Origin of the sequence: Candidatus Pantoea soli (assembly GCF_007833795.1) — a bacterium.
GTDB lineage: Bacteria > Pseudomonadota > Gammaproteobacteria > Enterobacterales > Enterobacteriaceae > Pantoea > Pantoea soli.
Genome location: NZ_CP032702.1, coordinates 391,514 through 411,056 on the forward strand (window position 1 = coordinate 391,514; position 19,543 = coordinate 411,056).

The window sequence follows — 19,543 nt, forward strand, 5'->3', positions numbered from 1 at the left end:
CGGTGGCAGCCAGCGCCTGGCGCGACAACAACCCTACCCGCCACCTCATTCTGCGGCGCGCGCGCAGCCCCGCGAACGCCACGACCCTACGTTATCGATGAGGCTACAATGAAACAATTCTCTGCTGAAGGGATGGTCATTATTGTCGGGATAGTGATTGCCTACATCCTGTTTACCACCTGGCTGACATGGCGTTTACGCAGTAAAAACAGCGGTGATTTTATGGCGGGCTCCAATGTCATGCCTGCCTTTGTCGTGGGTGTGATGCTGATGTCAGAGTATATCGGAGCAAAGTCCACCATCGGCACCGCGCAGGCGGCATTTGAAGATGGCTTTGCCGCATCCTGGTCGGTCATCGGGGCCGCCATTGGTTTTCCGCTGTTTGGTTTCCTGCTGGTCAGACGCATTTACAACACCGGTAAAATCACCATTTCCGGTGCGATTGCCGAACGCTACGGCAACTCCACCAAAAATATCATTTCGATTATCATGATTTACGCGCTGCTGCTGGTGAACGTGGGCAACTACGTCAGCGGCGCGGCGGCCATCTCTACGGTGCTGAACCTTGATCTGACCACGGCGGCGGTGATCACTGCCGTGGTCAGCACCTTTTACTTTATGTTTGGCGGTATGAAAGGTGTGGCCTGGGTGACGCTGCTGCACAGCGGACTAAAGTACGTTGGTATTCTGATCATTCTCGGCGTGGCGCTGCACATGACCGGTGGCGTCAGCCCGATGATCAAAGAGATGCCGCACTTTTACTGGACGTGGGATGGCAACGTCGGGGCCAGCACTATCGTCGCCTGGATGATTGGCACCATCGGATCAATCTTCTGCACCCAGTTTGTGATTCAGGCCATTGCCTCAACCAAAAGCGCGGAGTCGGCAAAGCGTGCAACCTGGGTAGCCTTTTTCTTCTGTATGCCCATCGCCATCGCCATTGCACTGATTGGCGTGGCGGCAAAATATCTGCATCCGGGCATTAAGAGCCTCTACGCGCTGCCGGTGTTTCTGCAGGATATGAGCCCGTGGCTGGCAGGCATTGTCACCACCTCGCTGGTGGCATCGATTTTTGTCAGCGTCAGCACCGTGGCGCTGGCGATTGCCTCGCTGGTGGTGAAGGATTTTTACGTCCCGTACTGCCGTCCGACGCCCGAGCGTGAATTCCGCATGACGCGCTGGCTGTCGCTGCTGATTGGTTTTCTGCCGCTGATCTTCGTGCTGCTGGTGCCGGAAGTGTTAAAGCTTTCGTTCTTTACCCGCGCAATACGCCTGTCGATCTCAGTGGTGGCGATCATCGCTTTCTATCTGCCGTTCTACAAAAGCACGCGCGGCGCCAACGCGGGACTGATCGGTGCCTGCGTGATGACCTCACTATGGTATCTGCTCGGCGATCCGTTGGGTATCAATAATATGTATGTCGCTCTGATCACGCCGGCGGTGATCATGGTGATCGACCGGCTGATTCCGTCGCGCCAGACGCCGCGCCAGAAAGCGCCCAAATCTTCAATGCAAAACAGTGGAGCCTGATATGACCGATTCAAACGTTACCGTTGAGCGTGACGGTAACCTTCATCCACACGCGCAGGATGCGCAGCAGCTGACGGCCATGCTGCCTTCGGGCTGCCCACAAAACCACGCGGCGAACCTGCTGCCGCTGCCTGATGGCGATCTGCTGTGCGTGTGGTTTGGCGGAACGCAGGAAGGCATCGCCGATATTTCCGTGTGGTGTTCGCGGCTGGCGCAGGGCAGCACACAGTGGAGCGCAGCGCAGCAATTATCGGACGATCCGACGCGATCGGAGCAGAACCCGGTGCTGTTCCTCGATCCGCAGCAGGTGCTGTGGCTGCTGTGGACGGCGCAGAAAGCCGGCAATCAGGACACGGCCATCGTGCGCTATCGCCAGTCGCACGATCTCGGCCGCAGCTGGGGTGAGATTGCCACCCTGCTGGATCAGCCCGGCACGTTTATCCGTCAGCCGCTGGTGGTGCTGCCGGACGGTAAATGGCTGCTGCCGGTGTTTTACTGTCGCACGCAGCCCGGCGTGAAATGGGTGGGCAATGAAGATGTCAGCGCAGTGAAAATCTCCAGCGATGGCGGGAAAAGCTGGCGCGATGTGGCCGTGCCGGACAGCCTCGGCTGCGTGCACATGAACATTACGCTGCTGCAGGATGGCAGTCTGCTGGCACTGTATCGCAGCCGCTGGGCTGATTATATCTACCAGAGCCGCTCGGCAGACGGTGGCGAGAGCTGGAGCGCACCGCAGCCCACGGCGCTGCCGAATAACAACGCCTCCATTCAGGTCACGACACTGCGCAATGGTCACCTGGCGCTGGTATTCAATGCCATGAGCGCGCGCGATGCCACCGAACGCCGTCTCTCGCTGTATGACGAGATCGACGATGAAGAGGAGGGCGACGTGGCGGTGGCGGCGGAGCCGGTGGTGCACGGCGGGCGCACCGCCTTCTGGGGCGCACCGCGCGCGCCGATGACGCTGGCGATTTCGCCCGACGGTGGCCGCAGCTGGCCCTGGCAGCGTAACCTTGATGAGGGCGACGGCTACTGCATGACCAATAATTCACAGCAGAAGCTGAACCGCGAATTCTCCTATCCCAGCATCAAACAGAGTGATGATGGCGCACTGCATATCGCCTACACCTGGTATCGCCAGGCGATCAAATACGTGCGCGTGGACGAAAACTGGGTAAGGGGGTGAACATGGCGCGACATGCGCTGGTCACCGGCGCCAGCTCCGGCATTGGGGCGGCGATTGCCGAACGGCTGCTGGCGGAAGGCTGGCAGGTTACCGGCTTCAGCCGGGCGCCGATCGTTAACGATCATCCGGCATTTACCGCGGTGAGCGTCGATCTGGCGGATAGCGCGCGGCTTAAACAGGCGCTGGCGGCGCTGCCCGCAGTGAATGCACTGGTGCACGCTGCCGGCATGATGTGCGCTGCGCCGCTTGGCGCACTGGATGAGGAGCAGGGCGCGCGCCTGTGGTATCTGCATGTGCAGGTGGCGCAGATCCTCGCCAACACCTTGCAGCCGCAGATGCGCAGGGGCGATCGCATCCTGCTGATTGGCAGCCGCACGTCGCGCGGCGCAGCGCAGCGCAGCCAGTATGTCAGCACCAAGGCGGCGATGGTCGGCATGGCGCGCAGCTGGGCGGCAGAGCTGGCACCGCTGGGCATTACCGTCAATGTGATTGCGCCCGGTGCCACGGCAACGCCGATGCTGCAGCAGCCGGGCCGCGCCAGTTCGCCGCCGTCGCTGCCGCCGCTGGGGCGTTACATTGAGCCCTCTGAGGTGGCTGCGCTGGCCGCCTTTGTGCTTTCCCCGTCCGCCGATGCCATTACCGGCCAGGAGCTGGTGATATGCGGCGGAGCCTCGCTGTAAAGCTGTTGCCCCACACCCGATGATTTTCTGCTGGCACCTGTGGAACCCCGCAGTGCCAGCCTCTCTTCACCATCAGGCGGGCGTTCTCCCTGCCGCAGCGCGCTTTCTTTGGCGTAAGCACAGTGATACTCTTCCCCGGTTTTTCATGGCTGATTTCAACGTTTTATTTGGTGCGGAGCCTGGTGTTCTGCTGGAGAAAGCCCGGAATGGATCAGGATGTTACCCGCGTAATCAAATCCCAGCCGCTCTACCCGGTGCACAGTGACAGGCATATTGTCTTTGGCGTTGACGGCAGGTTCGCCGCGCATGCGCTGATCACCATCCTGTCGATCATGCGGCACGCCGGCGAAACCGTTTATCATTTTCACCTGCTCTCCGCGGCGTTTACCCCCACTGACAATGACCGACTGGCGCGCGTGTTTGCCGGCACGCCGCACGGCCTCACGCTGCATCATCTGCCGGATTCCCTGTTTGCTGCCTTTCCGGTAACGGCGCTGTTTACCCGGGCCACCTATTACCGTTTTCTGGCCCCGCTGGTGCTGCCGCAGGCAGAGAAGCTGCTCTATCTGGATGCGGATATGGTGTGTGTGAACCCGCTGGATGCCCTGTGGCACATGCCCACCGGGCCGGAGGCGATTGCGCTGGTGGCCGGTGAGCTCACCGCGCTGCAGCCAACGCTGGCCCGGCAGGTAGGATTGCGCGGCGAGCGCTATTTCAATGCCGGCATGATGCTGATCGATGTGTCGCAGTGGAACCATGCCCGCATCAGCGAACAGGCGTTTGCCTTGCTGGCTGAAAAAGGCCACCGCTTTCAGTACCTCGATCAGGATGCGCTGAATGTGCTGCTGGAAGACCGCGTCAGTTTTGTGCGGTCGCGCTTTAATACCCTGACGATGCTGGCGCATGACGACGCCGGCTATACGATGGATGTCCCGCCGGAGACCTGCCTGATTCACTATGCCGGCGCGGATAAACCCTGGCAGCAGTGGAACGAACAGTTTGTCTGCCGCCACTACCGCGCGATTTACCGCACTTCGCCGCTGGCGGCTGTGCCGTTTGATAAGCCCGCCACGGCTGCGCAGGCAAAGAAAATGTACAAGCTGCTGTTACGCAAAAGGAAATGGCTGCAGGCGCTGGTCTGGCGGCTAAAACATCTGAAGATGAGGTACTGTAAGTGAAGCGTGTTGTTATCCAGCCCTGGCTGGCAGAAAAGAACCTTTACGCCTGCTGCTTTTTGCTGCTGACTGCCGCGCTGGCCGCCGCCCTGGTGGTGCCGGCCTACCCGAAAAAGATCTTTTACTTTGTCAGCTATGTCGTGGCGTTGTTCCTGCTGGTGCAGGGCATCAGAAAACGGTGGATCGCCGATAAAACGGCGCTGGCCGTGGCGCTGCCGCTGCTGTTTATTGGGCTGGTACGGCTGATCTGGTCCCGCCTTTTTGCCCATGCGGCGTTCAGTGATGTCGTGGATAACTACTCTCAGGGCGGTAAACTGTTCATTATCGCCGCGCTGCTCAGCTATTTTATCCTCAGCTGGCGCGCCTGCCTGACGCGTCGCCTGCTTGGCATCAGTGCGATCATCTTGTTTATCGGGCTGCTGGCGACGCTGGGCGCGGGCCTGTATGAACATTTTCGCACCCTGCAGCGCATCCAGCTGCTGACGGATTCTGCCGGTACCGTTTCCTATCTGATTACCGCGCTGGCGCTGACCACGCTTTACGTTAGTCATCAGGTGGTGACGCAGCGTCTGGGGCAGATGGCGCTGTTCCTGGCGGTGTTTGCGCTTAACATGGCGCTGATGATCCTTACCGAATCCCGCGCCGGCATTCTGACGCTGCCGCTGCTCTACCTGGCTTACTTCTCGCTGACGCACAGGTGGGCAGGCAAAATCACGCTGGCGGGGCTGGCGGCGGCAGTGGTGATTGGACTGTTCCTGATGCCCGCTTCGGTGTGGCAGCGGCTCGACAGCATTCATAACGAAGTGGACAGTTATCAGACCAATAACAATACGTCGATTGGGGCACGCTTCTCCATCTGGAAAGGCGGCTGGCACAGCGTTTCCTGGTCGCTGCTGGGACAGAGCCCGGACAGCCGGACCGCCATCGCGCGAACCTATATTCAGCAGCATGAACGCAATAATCCGGAAGCCTGGAAGAATGTGATGTATCACCTGCATGATGACACGCTGGAAACGCTGTCGCTGCAGGGTATTGCCGGTCTGCTCTCGCTGCTGACGTTTTATCTGACGCTGCTGGTGGTGGCTATCCGGCGCGGCGTGCCCGGCTTATCGCTGCTGCCGCTGGCGATAGTGATTTTCGGGCTGACCGACACCGTGCTGATACAAAGCAGTTCGGTGATGATTCTGGCACTGGCCATTATCCTCAGCTATGCGCTGATGGCGTCACCGCCGCAGCGAAGCCGGTAAACAAGGGCGCGCCTGCATTACCGGCCGCTCAGAAGGCCTTTTTCAGCTTCAGCTGCAGGTATTTCTTTTTGAAGCTGGTGCGTACCTGGCGATCCAGCAGAAACCCCGGCAGCGGGATTTTTTGCAGGGCGGCCTGCACCTGCGCCCGGTCTGCCGGCTGGCTGAGGCTGGCCTGATACTTATGGGCGATGTTAATCCAGTGACAGGAGAGCAGGTTACGGTATCGCGCCGGCAAAACCTCATCCATATGCTGCGTGGCGGCAACCAGCAGAGAAATTTTTTCCGCATCCAGCTTGCTGGAGAGGCTGTTGTCCCGCTTGAAGTAGAGATAAGGGCTGACGTCGGCATACACGATGTGCTGGCTGGCGGTCAGGATTTCCGGGAACAGCCAGGCATCTTCATAGCAGCGGAAAGGCGGAAACCGGTGCTGCAGCAGAAGGTCGCGTCTGATGAACTGTCCGATAAAGTGCGCCTGTAATTCGCGATGGATCAGAAATTTTTCAATGGTCTGGTGCCGGGTCAGGGCGGTAAAAGTTGGACTGCGCCACGTTTCGCCGCCGCGCCGGCTTTCATAAACCTCATTGAGCCGGGCGAGCAGCATATCGGGCTGCTGACGCGACAGATAGGGCACAATCTCTGTCAGCGCGTCCGGCAGCAGCTGATCGTCGCCATCCAGCATGGTGACATACTGACCGCGGCACTGCTGAACGCCAAAGTTTCTCACTTCACCAATGTTGCGATACGCCACGTTAAACACGTTGCTGGCCGGATGCGCCGCCGCGAAAGCCTGCAGCATCGCGGCCGTGCCATCGGTCGAGGCGTCATTCACCAGAACGATTTCCACCGCCTGCCGGACGTCACGGCAGGCGCGTCGAACGCTGTCCAGCGTATCGGCAAGATAGTTTTCACAATTGTGGGCGGTGACCAGTACGCTGAGAACAAACTGAGAAGCCATAGGGATTCGCTAACTTTTCCGGAAACAGAGCTGCTGAATCATACCGTAAGCGTTGCTGCGAAGGGGAGGAATTTACCGGCCGGCGAGCGGGGAAAAGGCGAAGGCGAATCGGGCGGCCGCGGCGGGCCACCCGTGAATCTGCTCAGGCAACGCCCTCAACCAGCAGCACGCGGTAATGCGCGCCTTTCAGCCGATGCGCTTTGGCTTCCTGATAGGCCGGACTGTGATACCAGGCTTTTGCCGCTTCGCGATCGGGGAACTCCAGCACCACGACGCCTTCGGCATCGCGGCCTTCCAGCACTTCCAGCTCGCCGTAAAACGCCAGCGGTTTGATGGGGTGATCGCCGCGCGCCTGGCCCGCTTTTTCGGCGTACACCGCCAGCTCATCTGCATCCAGCGTTTCATCTTTAATAAATACGATATAGGCCGCCATTACTGTTCTCCTCTTGCCTGACGTTTATCTTCAGTGTTGTTCTCAAAATCGGACGCATCGTGCCGCTCCAGCAGCTGGTCCTGTGGCTCGGCACCGAAGGCTTTATTGACTTTGCGGCCGCGAATCACCGCCGGACGCCCGGCAATTTCCTGCGCCCAGCGCACGACATTTTTGTAGGACTGCGCGTCAAGGAACTCGCCGCCGCCGTACAGATTGTTCAGCACCAGGTTGCCATACCACGGCCAGGTGGCGATATCGGCAATGGTGTAGGCGTCACCGGCGAGGAAACGGTGGGTTGCCAGCTGACGATCCAGCACGTCGAGCTGGCGTTTGGCTTCCAGCGTAAAACGGTTAATGGCGTATTCGATTTTCTCGGGTGCGTAAAAATAGAAATGGCCGTAACCGCCGCCCAGATAGGGCGCCGATCCCTGCAGCCAGAACAGCCAGTTCAGGGTTTCCGTGCGGCCCGCCGGATCGGCAGGCAGGAAATGACCGAACTTCTCCGCGAGGTAGAGCAGAATGTTGCCGGATTCAAACACCCGCTGTGGCGGGCTGACCGAGTGGTCACACAGCGCCGGGATTTTGGAGTTCGGGTTGATGTCCACGAAACCGCTGGAGAACTGATCGCCTTCGCCGATGCGAATCAGCCAGGCATCATACTCCGCCTCTTTCGCCCCGATGGCCAGCAGCTCTTCCAGCAGAATGGTCACCTTCTGCCCGTTGGGTGTGCCCAGCGAGTAGAGCTGCAGCGGATGTTTGCCCACCGGCAGGGCTTTTTCGTGCGTCGGCCCGGCGAAAGGGCGGTTGGTTTTGGCACCGTTGCCTTTTGCTTCCGGGTCCCAGGTCCAGACTTTTGCGGGCTGATACTGATTATCCGACATAGTGTTTGCGCCTTGTGTGATTGCGTTTTTAGCTGCTACTGAGTGTAGCAGCCCGATCCACAGGCGATTTAACCGCGCTGGCGGTGGCCGGCCCTGACGCCTCAGGCGTAGTTTTCCTGGGTATACAGCATAAAATCCACCTTGCCTGCCTGATAGGTCTCTGGCTGCTCGCCTTCTTCCAGATGGCGCAGCAGCAGCGTCAGCGCCAGCTGCGCGTGGCGCAGCGTGTTTTGATCCAGCGTCAGGGTAAGCACGCGCTGCTGCAGCAGCTGCCGGGTGGTGTCATAGAGTTCGTGCGTGATATACACCACGTTGCCGCAGAGGCGATGCCGCGCCAGCGCTTCATGAATCTGCGTGTTGCCCATGCCGGTGTTATAGAGACCGACAATCTGCTGCGAACCCGCCAGCGTTTTCTCCAGCAAACGGCTGATGCGCTCGCGCTCATCCTGACCGGCGATAATCTCGCGCAGCCGCAGATGCGGAAAGCGCTCTTCCAGCACCGCCTGGAATCCCTCAATGCGCAGGCGGTGCGCGGCGTAATCGGCGCGTCCGCTGATCAGCACGACCTCACCCTTTGCGCTCAGCATACTGCCCAGCATCAGGCCGGCGGTGCGTCCGGCTTTGTATTGATCGATACCCACATGACACAGGCGGGCCGCGCCTGGCAGATCGGCGACAAGGGTGATTACCGGCACGCCGCGCGCTTTACAGGCGGTCAGCGCATCGTAAATCAGCGGGTTTTCGTGGGCGAAAACCATCAGCGCATCGCGCTTTTTACTGCAGCTTTCGATGTGGGCCGCCAGTTTCTCCGGCGCGTTCTCCGGAATGAGCGTGCGATGCAGGCACAGGCGGCGGTAGCCTATCTCATCGGCCAGCCGGGCGAAATCCTGCGCCAGCTGCTGGAAGAAGAAGGATTTATTGCCGCTGAGCAGCACTTCCACCTGCCATGCCGGGCGATGCGCTTCCGGCAGAATGCGTTTCAGGCCCGCTTCACGCGCCGCCTGCAAAATCTTTTGCGTCATGGCCGGGGAGACGCCGCCCCGATCGTTGAGCACCCGGTCCACCGTTGCCACACCGACTCCCACCCGCTTTGCCAGCTCCGCCAGCGTCATTGCTTTCATCTGAGTGAATTCCATCAAAAACCGCGTTCAGACAGCCTGCCAGAAAGCGATATTTTGACAAGACCGGCTATGCCGAACTGTGACCATAAGGAGCGTTATCCATGCGGACTCCGCAACGTTTTGCTTTACTGGGCTGTGGATTTATCGGTCAGGTGCATGCGGCGAATCTGGCGGCCCATCCCGACATCGTGCTGGCGCGGGTATGCGACATTGATATCGCCCGGGCGGAGGAGGTTGCCCGACGCTATGGGGCGCAGGTTGCCAGCGTCAGCGAGGCGCTGGCCAGCGACGCGATTGACGCGGTGCTGATCGCCAGTGCCACGCCGACCCATGCAACGCTGCTGGAGCAGGCGGTAAAAGCGGGGAAAGCGGTCTACTGCGAAAAACCGATCGATCTCTCTTTGTCGCGGGCCTGCGAGGTGGTGGCAAACCTGACCCCACTGCAGGTGTCGGTGACGGTCGGGTTCAACCGGCGTTTTGATCGCAGCCATCAGCAGTTGAAAGCGCAGCTGGAGCAGGGCGTCATTGGCCGGCCGGAACTGATCCAGATGGTATGCCGCGCCTCACAACGGCCACCGCTCAGCTACCTGCAGACCTCCGGCGGTCAGATGCGCGACCAGGCGATTCATTTCTTTGACCTGCTGCGCTGGCTGACCGGCGATGAGGTGGTGACGGTGGGCGCGCTGGGGGCGGCGCTGGCAATGCCGGAAATCCGCGAGTTTGATGTGGATACCTCGGTGCTGATCATGCGTCTGCAGCAGGGCGCGCTGGCGCAGCTGGATAACACCCGCCGCACGGCTTATGGCTATGATGAACGTATCAGCGTGATGGGCAGCGACGGCATGCTGGTCTCAGAAAGCCAGGCGGAGCGCGGGGCAACGCTGTATCAGACGCACGGCATTACCCGGCCGGGGCTGTATGCAGACTGGTTCAGTCGGGTGCAGGCCACCTACTACAGCCATCTGGATGCGTTTGTGCGCCATATGCGCGGTGAGCCCGTGGCGGATCTGCCAGGGTTGATTGACGGCCTGCGCGCGCAGGCGATTGCCGAAGCGGCGCAGCGCTCTTTAACACTGGGAGAGTTTACTGAGGTGGCGTGGGTAACGGCGTAAGCCGCTGGGGCGGGCAGGGGCGGTGCACGGCCCCTGCGCACCGGTTTACGGGTTCAGCAGCTCACGTTCGATGAGTTCACGCGTTTCCACCGCCTGATACTTCATTTTTTCCGGATAGCCAAACAGCGCGGCTGAGATAATCGCTTCCCCGCCTACCTTAAAGCGGCGACTGGCAAAATCCATATCGCGCAGCGCTTCAAACAGCGCATCAAAGTTCACTTCCCCTTCACCCACGGCGACATGCTGGTGGATGGTGGCATCCACGCCTGGCGGGTTAACGATATAGCGGCAGTGTTTGGTGTGGTTCATGGTGTCGGCGATCAGCATATGCGACAGGTCATCTCCGGCATACTGCAGCATGCTTTTGACGTCGCCCCGGCCTTTGTCATAGTAGAAGGTATGCGGTGCGCTGTAGATATACTTGACGTTATCGCTGCGGAACGATTTTACGATGTCCGCCGTTTCGTTGCTCTCTTCGCAGAAATCCCACGGGTGCGCCTGGATTTCAACGCGGATACCCTCCCGTTCGATGATCGGCAGCAGCTCTTCCATTGAGCGGTAGAACATCTCTTCGCAGATTTCCGGCTCATTCGGATTGCCGGAAAGCTCGGTGTTGATGACCTGCACGCCCATCTCGACGGCAATCTCGATCATGCGCTTCCAGTTTTTTACCGCCGCCTGACGCCGCAGCTCATCCGGACCAGACCAGCGGTAAACGGTGATAAAGGAGGAGATCTCCAGGCCGGTCGCGTTCAGGGCGTTTTTATACTCGCGCATGATTTCACGGCTGGCTTTCGGGTGTTTGTAAAACGGGTTGATCTGCGGGTGCGGTGACTGCTCGATGTATTTATAGCCCCATTCCGCTACCTGATGCACCATGCGGGTGATGCCGAGATCGCGGATGACATCAACGTCAAAAGCAATTTTCATGTTGTTCTCCTGAGCATTAACGCTGGCGCGCTTCAGTGAAGATCACGCCGGTTTGCTGCCGCGCGCTCGCCTTCCGGAGAGCTGCAACGCGACAGGCGGCGCACCGGCGTGTCTGTCAGCCCTGACAGAGGCACGGGGCGCTGCTGGCAAAATGAGCGCGGTGCGCGGGCGGCCTTGCGCGCAACCTGGCCGCTTCGCGGTGGGGAGGCTGCCGTTACCCCTGCGCCACCCACGACTATAAAAAAGTGCCGTGTGGTGCTCGAATGCTTTGCTGATGCAAAACCATCAGCCCACCGTCACGCCGCCAGCAATAGCACGTCTCTGTTCCGGAAAACCATTAAATGAAATATTCGTTTCTGTTTTTGCGATTTGGCGCAAAAAATGAAAGTATTTTTATCAGCGTGGCATATCAAATTGCGTCATATCAGTTATCGGAATTCGCACTTTTCTGCCGATTAAGGCATTATTTTTTGATAGAGAGTTATCACAGAGAAGGAATAACCGAATGGGCAAAATAACCATGACCGCGATTGCTGCCGCGGCAGGGGTTGGGGTGGCGACGGTGGATCGCGTACTGAATCGCCGGGCGCCGGTTAAGGCAGTAACCGAGCAAAAGGTGCTGGAAGCCGCCAACCGGCTGGGCTATCACATCGGGCCGCTGCCGCAACTGGCCGCCGCGCCGCAGCCGGCGGCGGCCAGCCTGCGGATGGGGTTCATTCTGTTATCAAAATCCTACTCGTTTTATCACATGCTGACCGACGCGCTGCGCCACTACACGCAGCCGCTGCATCCGGCGGGCAGCGAGCCGCTGTTTCACTGGCATGACATTGACGACGTTGATGCTGTGGTGGCGTCGCTGGATGCGATGGCAGAGCAGACCGATGTCATTGGCGTAGTGGCGCTGGATCATCCGCTGATTCGTCATGCTATTGCGCGGGTGTCGCAGCGCGGCGTCCGCGTGTATGCGCTGTTCTCCGACTTTTCACCGTGCGGCCATGCCGGGTATTTCGGGCTGGATAACCACAAAGCCGGACGCAGCGCGGGATGGATCGCGACGCATCTGCTGCATCAGCCTGGCACAGTAGGCGTGCTGGTAGGCGACCACCGCTTTACCTGCCAGGAGAGTTGTGAAATCAGCTTCCGTTCCTATCTGCGTGAACAGGACAGCGCCCGTCGCGTGCTGGAGCCGCTGAAAACCCATGAAACCATTGACGGCGGTTACCATGCCACGCGGCAGCTGCTGGCGCAGCATGACGATCTGGCGCTGATCTACGCGCCGTGCGGCGGTATCGAAGGGGTGATTCAGGCGCTGCGTCAGCAGCCGCAGCGTCAGGTCGCGCTGATTTGCCATGGGCCGGTAAAGGATGGCGAACTGGCGTTAATCGATGGCACCCTGACGGTGATGCTGCGCCATCAGATTACTGATATGGCACAGCGGCTGGCGCAGACGCTGCTGCAGCGTCATGACGACGCGGACGATCGCTTCTCGCAGGTGATTTTGCCTTTTGAGATAGTGACGCGGGAAAACCTGTAGCCGCACCGCAGCAGCCGGGCTGGCTGCGAACCCTTGCTCTGATTGTGTTTGATAGAAAAGCTATCATTTTTGGCGAGATAAATACCTTGATCGCTATCAAAAAATGATATTTTCATCATTGCTGGAAATGAAAAATTCATTTGATACTGGCGTCCTCTGATACCGTGAGGAACGCATATGACACTGCCTGTTGCTAATGCGCCCTGCAGCTGGGGCGTTGACGATCTGACTCATCCCTTTCTGCCGCCCTGGCAGCGCGTGCTGCAGGAAGCCGCGCAGGCCGGTTATCCGGCAATTGAACTGGGCCCGTGGGGCTATCTGCCGGTGGATACTGCAGAACTGCGCGGCCAGCTTGAAGCGCATCGCCTGGCGCTGGTGGCTGGCACCCTGTTTGACGATCTGGTCAGCGCGGCGAATTTCCCTGCCATGATCACGCTGACCCATCAGATTTGCCGCACCCTGACGCAGGTGCCCACCGCCCACACCACGCCTGCGCACCCGCATCCGGCCCCCTATCTGGTGATCATTGATTTCGGCGATGCGCAGCGCGCGCGATACGCCGGTCAGTCCGAAAAGGCACCGCGCCTGGCACCCGCCGACTGGCAGCGCATGATGCAGCATATTACGCAGCTCAGCCAGATCGCACGCGACGAGTATGGCGTGCGGGCCGTGATCCATCCGCATGCCGGTGGGTGCATTGAATTTGCCGATGAGCTGGAGCAGCTGGTGCAGGACATCCCCTATGACGTGGCGGGTCTGTGCCTTGATACCGGCCACCTGTGCTACGCCGGGATGGATCCGGTCAGCACTCTGCGCCGCTATCGGTCACGTCTCGATTATCTGCATTTCAAAGATGTTAATGAGGCGAAATGGCGGGCGGCGGTGACGGGCGGCATTGACTTCTTCTCCGCCTGTGCCAGTGGCGTCATGTGCCCGCTGGGCACGGGGATGATTGATTATCCGGCGGTGCGTGCTCTGCTGGCAGAAAGCGACTATCAGGGCTGGATCACCGTTGAACAGGAGCGCGACCCGCGCGACGCGGAGACCAGCCTGCGTGATGTTACCGCCAGCCTGCGCTATCTGCGCGCGGCCGGCTTCTGAGGAGAGTCTGATGATTAACGGCATAAAAGCAGTAAACCGCTCGCTGCGCTGGGGCATGGTCGGCGGCGGCGGCACCAGTCAGATTGGCTACATCCACCGCTCGGCAGCGCAGCGTGACGGCAATTTTACCTTACTGGCCGGCGCGTTCGATATCGACGCCGAACGCGGCCGCGCGTTTGGGGAGGCGCTGGGGCTGGACCCGGCGCGTTGCTACGCCGATTACGCGACGATGTTTGCCGCCGAAGCCGCGCGTCCTGATGGCATTGAGGCGGTCTCGGTGGCCACGCCGAACAATACGCATTTTGCCATCTGCCGTGCCGCGCTGCAGGCTGGCCTGCACGTGGTGTGCGAAAAACCGCTGTGTTTCACCACGGAAGAGGCCGACGAGCTGGAGCAGCTGTGTGCGGAAACGCAGAAAATTATCGGCGTCACTTACGGCTACGCCGGACATCAGCTGATTCAGCAGGCGCGCGAGATGATTGCCGCCGGGCTGCTGGGGGAGATCCGCATCGTTAATATGCAGTTCGCACACGGCTTTCACCATCAGGCGGTGGAGTTGCAGAGTGAAAGTACGCGCTGGCGCGTCGATCCACGCTTTGTCGGGCCTGGCTATGTACTGGGCGATCTCGCGACTCATCCGCTGTTCATCGCCGAGACGCTGCTGCCGCAGCATAAATTAAAGCGCCTGCTGTGCAGCCGCCAGAGCTTTGTGCAATCGCGCGCGCCGCTGGAGGACAATGCGTTTGTGATGATGGAGTACGATAACGGCGCGGTCGGTACGCTGTGGGCCTCGGCGGTGAACTGCGGTTCCATGCACGGGCAGAAAATCCGTGTTGTGGGGGAGAGAGCCAGTCTGGAATGGTGGGATGAGCAACCGAATCAGCTGCGCTATGAAGTGCAGGGTGAACCGGTGCAGATCCTTGAACGTGGCATGGGGTATCTGCACGCCAGCGCGCGTGAAGATGACCGCATCGGCGGCGGCCATGCGGAGGGGCTGTTTGAAGCCTGGGCGAATCTGTATCGTCGCTTTGCGCTGGCCATGGACGCGACCGATCGCGGCGACCACGCTTTTCTGCGGGATTTCTGGTATCCGGATGTGCATGCCGGCCTGCAGGGCGTGCGCTGGGTAGAACAGTGTGTGCGATCGGCCGATGCCGGCGCGGTATGGGTCACCTGCTAAGATACACGGCGCGCTGCAGCAGTGTGTTACGCGCTGGCCTGCTGCACCGCTTTCTGCGCCTGCTCACACTGCTGCAGAATCATCAGCGCATGCTGATACAGCGTTTTGCCTGCGGCGGTGGGCGTAACGCCGCGTTTGCTGCGGATCAGCAGTTGCTGATTCACTTCCCCTTCCAGCGTGGCCAGCTGCTGGCTTAGCGCCGGCTGGGCAATGTGCAGGCAATCCGCCGCCTGGGTCAGGCTGCCCATATCCACGATCTTGACGAAATATTTAAGACGACGAAGATTCACATTCATTCCCTCAGATGACACGCCAGCGGGGGTGCGAAAGCTGGTCTCGCTGGCCCCCTGAGTCACCCGTATTTACCATCCGCCCGCTTCCGGGGGCGTGACCGCAGGCGCATTTTGCGCTATCGCGGGCAGGCAACAGGCAAAAGTGTGCGAAAGGTCGCGCAGCCGGGTGCGGCGGGCACAGCAGGAAAAGGAGGAGGGCAGGGCGGAAACAGAAAAGCAAAAACCCAGCCATAAGGCTGGGTTTTCAGAATGTTGGTGCCCGGACGCGGAATCGAACCACGGACACGGGGATTTTCAATCCCCTGCTCTACCGACTGAGCTATCCGGGCAACGGGGCGCATTAAACCTTAATGGCTTCCCGCCGTCAACGGGTTTCGTAAAAAAAGCGTAGCATTCGTGACTGACTGCCTGCTTTCCAGGCAGGGCAGCACGCAGGTTCAGGCCAGAGCGCCATTTTGCCGGCACAGTGCAATCGCCAGCACATCTTCCGCCAGCCGGCGCGCGGTGGCGACATCCTGCACATTCCGCTTCACCAGCAGCTTGCTCAGGCAGCCTTCGAGGATCAGCTCCAGCTGATCCGCCACCATGGTCGGGTTATCCAGCGCCAGCGCTACCAGAATGTCATGCGTGAACCGCCATGAGTTGCGTTTCTGCTGTTCCGCCAGCTGGTGTACGGGCTGATCGGGTTGCGGATAGTAACTGCAGGCGGCAATAAACAGGCAGCCGGGAAAACGGCCTTTGCTGACATATTCAGTCAGCACGTCATAACGCGCCAGCAGCTTCTGTGCGGCGCTGCGTTGTGTATCAAGCTGCACCTGACGCCGCCAGCTGTCGATCTGCTGCCCGTGATAGCGCAGCGCATCGTAGAGCAGGGCGTCGCGGTCCGGCCAGAATCGCACCAGCTGTTCAGTGCTGAGGCCGGTTTCACCCGCCAGCTGCGGCAGGGATGTGGTGGCGGCAAGGCCACGCTGTTCGAGCACGTTCAGCGCATGCTCAAGAATCTGTTCACGTTGCAAGTGACTCTCCTCTGGAGTGCGGGCCCGTTCGCAGGCGAGCGGGCGGTGTCCTGCCACCAGTGTCGTTTAACGCGTCAGTTTGTGCAAATGCGCCTGAAAAGCCGCCGCGTTAAGGAAACCGGTGACGCGTGAGTCGGGGATTTCACGCCCCTGCGCATCGAAAAACAGGATGGTCGGCAGGCCCAGTACCTGTAAATGCTGCAGCAGGGCGTTGTCCTGCGCACTGTTGTCTGTCACGTTCGCCTGCAGCAGCTGCACGTTGCTTAGTGCACGGCGCACGCCGCTGTCGCTGAAGGTGTACTTTTCAAACTCTTTACAGGCGACGCACCAGTCCGCATAGAGATCAACCATGGTGATACGGCCCTGCGCCTGCTGCAGCGCGGTTTCAAGCTGTGCCCGGCTGGCGACAGGGCTGAACGGCAGCGGGGCGGTGGCGGTGGCCTGCGGGGTCGCCTGGGCAAACGCCCAGTCCTGCAGCGGACGCGCCACCACCAGCGCCGCCGCCAGCATGACAATCTGCAGCAGACGCCATCTGCCGCTGGCGCGCAGGCTGAGGCTGAACGCCCAGGCAAAGAATGCCACGCCAAGCAGGCTCCACAGACGCAGCCCCCAGGTTTCGCCGAGCACCCGCTCCAGCAGAAACACCGGCAGCGCCAGGATGACAAAGCCAAAGCCCTCTTTCACGCTCTGCATCCACGGCCCGCTTTTAGGCAGCAACCGGTTACCCGACAGCGTCACGGCAATCAGCGGCAGCCCCATACCCACGGCATACAGCCACAGCGTGCCGGCGCCGGCCCACGGGTTCCCGCTTTGCGCGATATACAGCAGAATGGCGCTGAGCGGCGCGGTGGTGCAGGGTGAGCAGATCAACCCGGCCAGCGCCCCCATCAAAAACACGCCGGGCAGCGAACCGCCCTGCTGGCGGTTACTCCACAGCGTCAGCCGGGTTTGCACGCTGGCAGGCAGCTGCAGCTGAAACAGCCCGAACATCGACAGCGCCAGCACCACAAACAGCGCGGAGAGCCCGATAAGCACGTACGGATGCTGCAGAGCCGCCTGGAAACGCAAGCCGGCGGCGGCCACCACCACACCCAGCAGCGTATAGGTCAGCGCCATGCCCTGCACATACACCAGCGCCAGCATGAACAGGCGACCGGCTGAATAGCGGCGCGAGCCGCCCAGGATCAGGCTGGAGATCAGCGGATACATCGGCAGGACGCAGGGGGTAAACGCCACGCCGATGCCGAGCAGCAGCGCCCACAGTGGCGAGAAGGGCAGCGGTGTTTTCACCGTGGCCGGTGCAGGAGCGGCAGGGGCGCTGTGCCGGGCGGCCACCGCACTGAGCGGCACGGAACGCGTCTCAGGGGGATAGCAGAAACCTGCCGCCGCACAGCCCTGATAGGTGACGGTGAGCGTGGCACCCTGGCTCGCCTGCCGCAGGGTGACGGGCAGCGTCACATTCTGCGGATAGACTTCACTTTTGCCGTAAAACTCATCGTTATGCGGCTGACCCGGCGGCAGCGCGGGCGGGTCAATCTGCGCGTTTTGCGGCGTGAAGTGAAATTGCTGGCGATAAAGGTAATACCCCTGTTTGACTTTCCACGTCAGCGTGAGCTGATTGCCCTGCTGACTGAAATCAAACGCAAACGCCTGATCGACCGGGACGAAGCGGCTGGTGGTTTGCGGTGAAAAGAGGCTGGCCTGCGCGGAGCCGCAAAACAGCAGCGCCAGGCACAGGCTCATCAGACAAGTAAATCGTGCAGCCATGACAAATTAATCAGCTCCGGTGGCGAAGAAGCCGCGATGATAGCACGGCCGCTGCGCCACGAGGGTTTTCAGGATGTAACGGCGTTACAGTATCAGGCTGCCAAACAGGAAGCCGAACGCCACGGAAAAGACAATGGACAGTACGCCGGGAATGATAAAGGAGTGGTTGAAGACATATTTACCAATGCGCGTCGATCCGGTGTCATCCATCTCTACGGCGGCCAACAGCGTAGGGTAAGTGGGCAGCACAAACAGGGCGGAGACCGCAGCAAAAGAGGCGACTGCCGCCAGCGGCGAAACGCCCAGCATCAGCGCCGCCGGCATCAGGGCTTTGGTGGTCGCGGCCTGCGAGTAGAGCAGGGTAGCGGCAAAAAACAGGATCAGCGCCAGCAGCCACGGTGAGTGCTGCAGCATGTCGCCTGCCAGCGCCTGAATCTCACTCAGGTGCGCTTTGACAAAGGTATCCCCCAGCCAGGCGACGCCCATCACGCAGATGCAGGCACTCATGCCGGATTTAAAGGTGCTGGCGCTGAGGATCTCACCGGTATCAATGTTGCAGGTCAGACAGATGAGCGTGGCCACCGTCAGCATAAATACCACTATCGCCTCGTTGCGCGGCAGCAGCGGATGCGGAATTAATCCCACGCTTTCGCTGATGGCCGTGGCGTAAAACACCACGGCGATAATGCCGATCAGGAACAGCAGCACGGCGCGTCTGGCCCCCGGTTTCACGTGATATACCCGCTCGCCGCGCAGCGCCACTTCACCTTTCGCCAGCCGCGCCTGATAAACCTCATCCTCACTCAGCTCTTTACCAAGGAAATTGGTGATGAGGGCCGCGCAGAACAGGGCGGCCATGGTGGAAGGCAGCGCCACGGCCAGCAGCGCCAGGTAGCTGACGCCGCGCGGTTCAAGAATCGAGGCAAAAAATACCACGGCTGCGGAAAGCGGGGAGGCGGTAATGGCAATTTGTGAGGCCACCACGGCAATCGACAGAGGGCGGGAAGGGCGAACGCCCTGCTCTTTCGCCACTTCCGCGATCACCGGCAGGGTGGAAAACGCGGTGTGGCCGGTGCCTGCCAGCAGCGTCATCACGTAGGTCACCAGCGGCGCAAGAAAGGTTACATAGCGGGGATGTCGGCGCAGCAGTCGTTCCGCCAGGCTGACCAGATAGTCCATGCCGCCCGCTACCTGCATGGCGGCAATCGCGGCAATCACCGCCATAATGATTTCAATGACATCGAACGGGATTGCCCCCGGCTTCATGCCGCACACCAGTGCCAGCACCAGCACGCCCAGGCCTCCGGCAAAGCCGATGCCGATACCGCCCAGCCGCGCACCCAGCCAGATCGCCAGCAGTACTACGCTTAATTCTGTGATTACCATGTGTTGTCGCCTCCGG

17 protein-coding genes, 1 tRNA gene and 1 pseudogene are annotated in these 19,543 nt (G+C 60.3%); 9 read left to right on the forward strand and 10 right to left on the reverse strand.

Annotated elements, in window-relative coordinates; translation table 11 throughout:
* Nucleotides 1–108 precede the first annotated feature (108 nt).
* The 5 genes from D8B20_RS01730 (at nucleotide 109) to D8B20_RS01750 (ending at nucleotide 5,818) form a co-directional block, all read left to right on the forward strand.
* Entirely contained in the window at nucleotides 109–1,530 is a 1,422-nt protein-coding gene (locus D8B20_RS01730; RefSeq protein WP_145886565.1) for a sodium:solute symporter family protein, read from the forward strand.
* A gap of 1 nt (nucleotide 1,531) precedes the next feature.
* Complete coding sequence (locus D8B20_RS01735) at nucleotides 1,532–2,716, forward strand: sialidase family protein (RefSeq protein WP_145886567.1); 1,185 nt, start codon at nucleotides 1,532–1,534, stop codon at nucleotides 2,714–2,716.
* A gap of 2 nt (nucleotides 2,717–2,718) precedes the next feature.
* Nucleotides 2,719–3,396, forward strand: a complete 678-nt coding sequence (locus tag D8B20_RS01740) for an SDR family NAD(P)-dependent oxidoreductase (protein WP_145886569.1) — start codon at nucleotides 2,719–2,721, stop codon at nucleotides 3,394–3,396.
* Between the two features lie 206 nt (nucleotides 3,397–3,602).
* A complete protein-coding gene (locus D8B20_RS01745; protein WP_145886571.1) occupies nucleotides 3,603–4,574 on the forward strand; it encodes a glycosyltransferase family 8 protein in 972 nt (323 codons plus the stop codon).
* Nucleotides 4,571–5,818, forward strand: a complete 1,248-nt coding sequence (locus D8B20_RS01750) for an O-antigen ligase family protein (RefSeq protein WP_145886573.1) — start codon at nucleotides 4,571–4,573, stop codon at nucleotides 5,816–5,818. The genes D8B20_RS01745 and D8B20_RS01750 overlap by 4 nt, the downstream gene beginning before the upstream one ends.
* 28 nt (nucleotides 5,819–5,846) lie before the next feature.
* Here D8B20_RS01750 and D8B20_RS01755 read toward each other — a convergent pair whose 3' ends face one another.
* From D8B20_RS01755 to D8B20_RS01770, 4 genes are all read right to left on the reverse strand, one after another.
* Nucleotides 5,847–6,773: a glycosyltransferase family 2 protein gene (locus D8B20_RS01755; RefSeq protein ID WP_145886575.1), complete on the reverse strand. Its 927-nt coding sequence runs from the start codon at nucleotides 6,771–6,773 to the stop codon at nucleotides 5,847–5,849.
* A gap of 142 nt (nucleotides 6,774–6,915) precedes the next feature.
* The gene (locus D8B20_RS01760) at nucleotides 6,916–7,206 is read right to left on the reverse strand and encodes a DUF1330 domain-containing protein (protein ID WP_145886577.1); all 291 of its coding nucleotides are present in this window, start codon (nucleotides 7,204–7,206) and stop codon (nucleotides 6,916–6,918) included.
* Nucleotides 7,206–8,087 (reverse strand): glutathione-dependent disulfide-bond oxidoreductase, encoded by an 882-nt coding sequence (gene yghU / locus D8B20_RS01765; RefSeq protein ID WP_145886579.1) that lies wholly within the window; start codon nucleotides 8,085–8,087, stop codon nucleotides 7,206–7,208. The genes D8B20_RS01760 and yghU overlap by 1 nt, the downstream gene beginning before the upstream one ends.
* Before the next feature lie 101 nt (nucleotides 8,088–8,188).
* Nucleotides 8,189–9,208, reverse strand: a complete 1,020-nt coding sequence (locus tag D8B20_RS01770) for a LacI family DNA-binding transcriptional regulator (RefSeq protein WP_145886581.1) — start codon at nucleotides 9,206–9,208, stop codon at nucleotides 8,189–8,191.
* Between the two features lie 101 nt (nucleotides 9,209–9,309).
* Here D8B20_RS01770 and D8B20_RS01775 point away from each other — a divergent pair, with 101 nt between their 5' ends.
* Nucleotides 9,310–10,320, forward strand: coding sequence for a Gfo/Idh/MocA family oxidoreductase (locus D8B20_RS01775; RefSeq protein WP_145886583.1), 1,011 nt, complete (start codon nucleotides 9,310–9,312; stop codon nucleotides 10,318–10,320).
* Nucleotides 10,321–10,365: 45 nt separating this feature from the next.
* Here D8B20_RS01775 and D8B20_RS01780 read toward each other — a convergent pair whose 3' ends face one another.
* Nucleotides 10,366–11,250, reverse strand: coding sequence for a sugar phosphate isomerase/epimerase family protein (locus tag D8B20_RS01780; RefSeq protein WP_145886585.1), 885 nt, complete (start codon nucleotides 11,248–11,250; stop codon nucleotides 10,366–10,368).
* A 505-nt stretch (nucleotides 11,251–11,755) separates the two neighbouring features.
* Between D8B20_RS01780 and D8B20_RS01785 the strand changes: the two genes are divergently transcribed.
* From D8B20_RS01785 to D8B20_RS01795, 3 genes are all read left to right on the forward strand, one after another.
* A complete protein-coding gene (locus tag D8B20_RS01785; RefSeq protein ID WP_145886587.1) occupies nucleotides 11,756–12,784 on the forward strand; it encodes a LacI family DNA-binding transcriptional regulator in 1,029 nt (342 codons plus the stop codon).
* A gap of 177 nt (nucleotides 12,785–12,961) precedes the next feature.
* The gene (locus tag D8B20_RS01790) at nucleotides 12,962–13,885 is read left to right on the forward strand and encodes a TIM barrel protein (protein WP_145886589.1); all 924 of its coding nucleotides are present in this window, start codon (nucleotides 12,962–12,964) and stop codon (nucleotides 13,883–13,885) included.
* Nucleotides 13,886–13,895: 10 nt separating this feature from the next.
* Nucleotides 13,896–15,065 carry a Gfo/Idh/MocA family protein gene (locus D8B20_RS01795; protein WP_145886591.1) on the forward strand — a complete coding sequence of 390 codons (1,170 nt, stop codon included), beginning with the start codon at nucleotides 13,896–13,898 and terminating at the stop codon, nucleotides 15,063–15,065.
* A gap of 35 nt (nucleotides 15,066–15,100) precedes the next feature.
* Here the strand turns inward: D8B20_RS01795 and D8B20_RS01800 are convergent.
* From D8B20_RS01800 to D8B20_RS01820, 5 genes and pseudogenes are all read right to left on the reverse strand, one after another.
* Nucleotides 15,101–15,355 (reverse strand): annotated as a pseudogene (locus tag D8B20_RS01800) (LysR family transcriptional regulator); the annotation flags it as partial.
* Between the two features lie 256 nt (nucleotides 15,356–15,611).
* Nucleotides 15,612–15,687, reverse strand: a tRNA-Phe gene (locus D8B20_RS01805).
* Nucleotides 15,688–15,795: 108 nt separating this feature from the next.
* Nucleotides 15,796–16,374 (reverse strand): division control transcriptional repressor DicD, encoded by a 579-nt coding sequence (dicD, locus tag D8B20_RS01810; protein ID WP_145886593.1) that lies wholly within the window; start codon nucleotides 16,372–16,374, stop codon nucleotides 15,796–15,798.
* A 66-nt stretch (nucleotides 16,375–16,440) separates the two neighbouring features.
* Nucleotides 16,441–18,141, reverse strand: a complete 1,701-nt coding sequence (locus D8B20_RS01815; RefSeq protein WP_145886595.1) for a protein-disulfide reductase DsbD — start codon at nucleotides 18,139–18,141, stop codon at nucleotides 16,441–16,443.
* Nucleotides 18,142–18,225: 84 nt separating this feature from the next.
* Nucleotides 18,226–19,527, reverse strand: a complete 1,302-nt coding sequence (locus tag D8B20_RS01820) for an anaerobic C4-dicarboxylate transporter (RefSeq protein WP_145886597.1) — start codon at nucleotides 19,525–19,527, stop codon at nucleotides 18,226–18,228.
* Between the last annotated feature and the right edge of the window lie 16 nt (nucleotides 19,528–19,543).

Bases quoted from the DNA above. Each gene is read 5' to 3' on its own strand.
- D8B20_RS01730 (WP_145886565.1), top strand. From the start codon at position 109: ATGAAACAATTCTCTGCTGAAGGGATGGTCATTATTGTCGGGATAGTG.
- D8B20_RS01735 (WP_145886567.1), top strand. From the start codon at position 1,532: ATGACCGATTCAAACGTTACCGTTGAGCGTGACGGTAACCTTCATCCA.
- D8B20_RS01740 (WP_145886569.1), top strand. From the start codon at position 2,719: ATGGCGCGACATGCGCTGGTCACCGGCGCCAGCTCCGGCATTGGGGCG.
- D8B20_RS01745 (WP_145886571.1), top strand. From the start codon at position 3,603: ATGGATCAGGATGTTACCCGCGTAATCAAATCCCAGCCGCTCTACCCG.
- D8B20_RS01755 (WP_145886575.1), bottom strand. From the start codon at position 6,773: ATGGCTTCTCAGTTTGTTCTCAGCGTACTGGTCACCGCCCACAATTGT.
- D8B20_RS01760 (WP_145886577.1), bottom strand. From the start codon at position 7,206: ATGGCGGCCTATATCGTATTTATTAAAGATGAAACGCTGGATGCAGAT.
- yghU (WP_145886579.1), bottom strand. From the start codon at position 8,087: ATGTCGGATAATCAGTATCAGCCCGCAAAAGTCTGGACCTGGGACCCG.
- D8B20_RS01770 (WP_145886581.1), bottom strand. From the start codon at position 9,208: ATGAAAGCAATGACGCTGGCGGAGCTGGCAAAGCGGGTGGGAGTCGGT.
- D8B20_RS01775 (WP_145886583.1), top strand. From the start codon at position 9,310: ATGCGGACTCCGCAACGTTTTGCTTTACTGGGCTGTGGATTTATCGGT.
- D8B20_RS01780 (WP_145886585.1), bottom strand. From the start codon at position 11,250: ATGAAAATTGCTTTTGACGTTGATGTCATCCGCGATCTCGGCATCACC.
- D8B20_RS01785 (WP_145886587.1), top strand. From the start codon at position 11,756: ATGGGCAAAATAACCATGACCGCGATTGCTGCCGCGGCAGGGGTTGGG.
- D8B20_RS01790 (WP_145886589.1), top strand. From the start codon at position 12,962: ATGACACTGCCTGTTGCTAATGCGCCCTGCAGCTGGGGCGTTGACGAT.
- D8B20_RS01795 (WP_145886591.1), top strand. From the start codon at position 13,896: ATGATTAACGGCATAAAAGCAGTAAACCGCTCGCTGCGCTGGGGCATG.
- D8B20_RS01815 (WP_145886595.1), bottom strand. From the start codon at position 18,141: ATGGCTGCACGATTTACTTGTCTGATGAGCCTGTGCCTGGCGCTGCTG.
- D8B20_RS01820 (WP_145886597.1), bottom strand. From the start codon at position 19,527: ATGGTAATCACAGAATTAAGCGTAGTACTGCTGGCGATCTGGCTGGGT.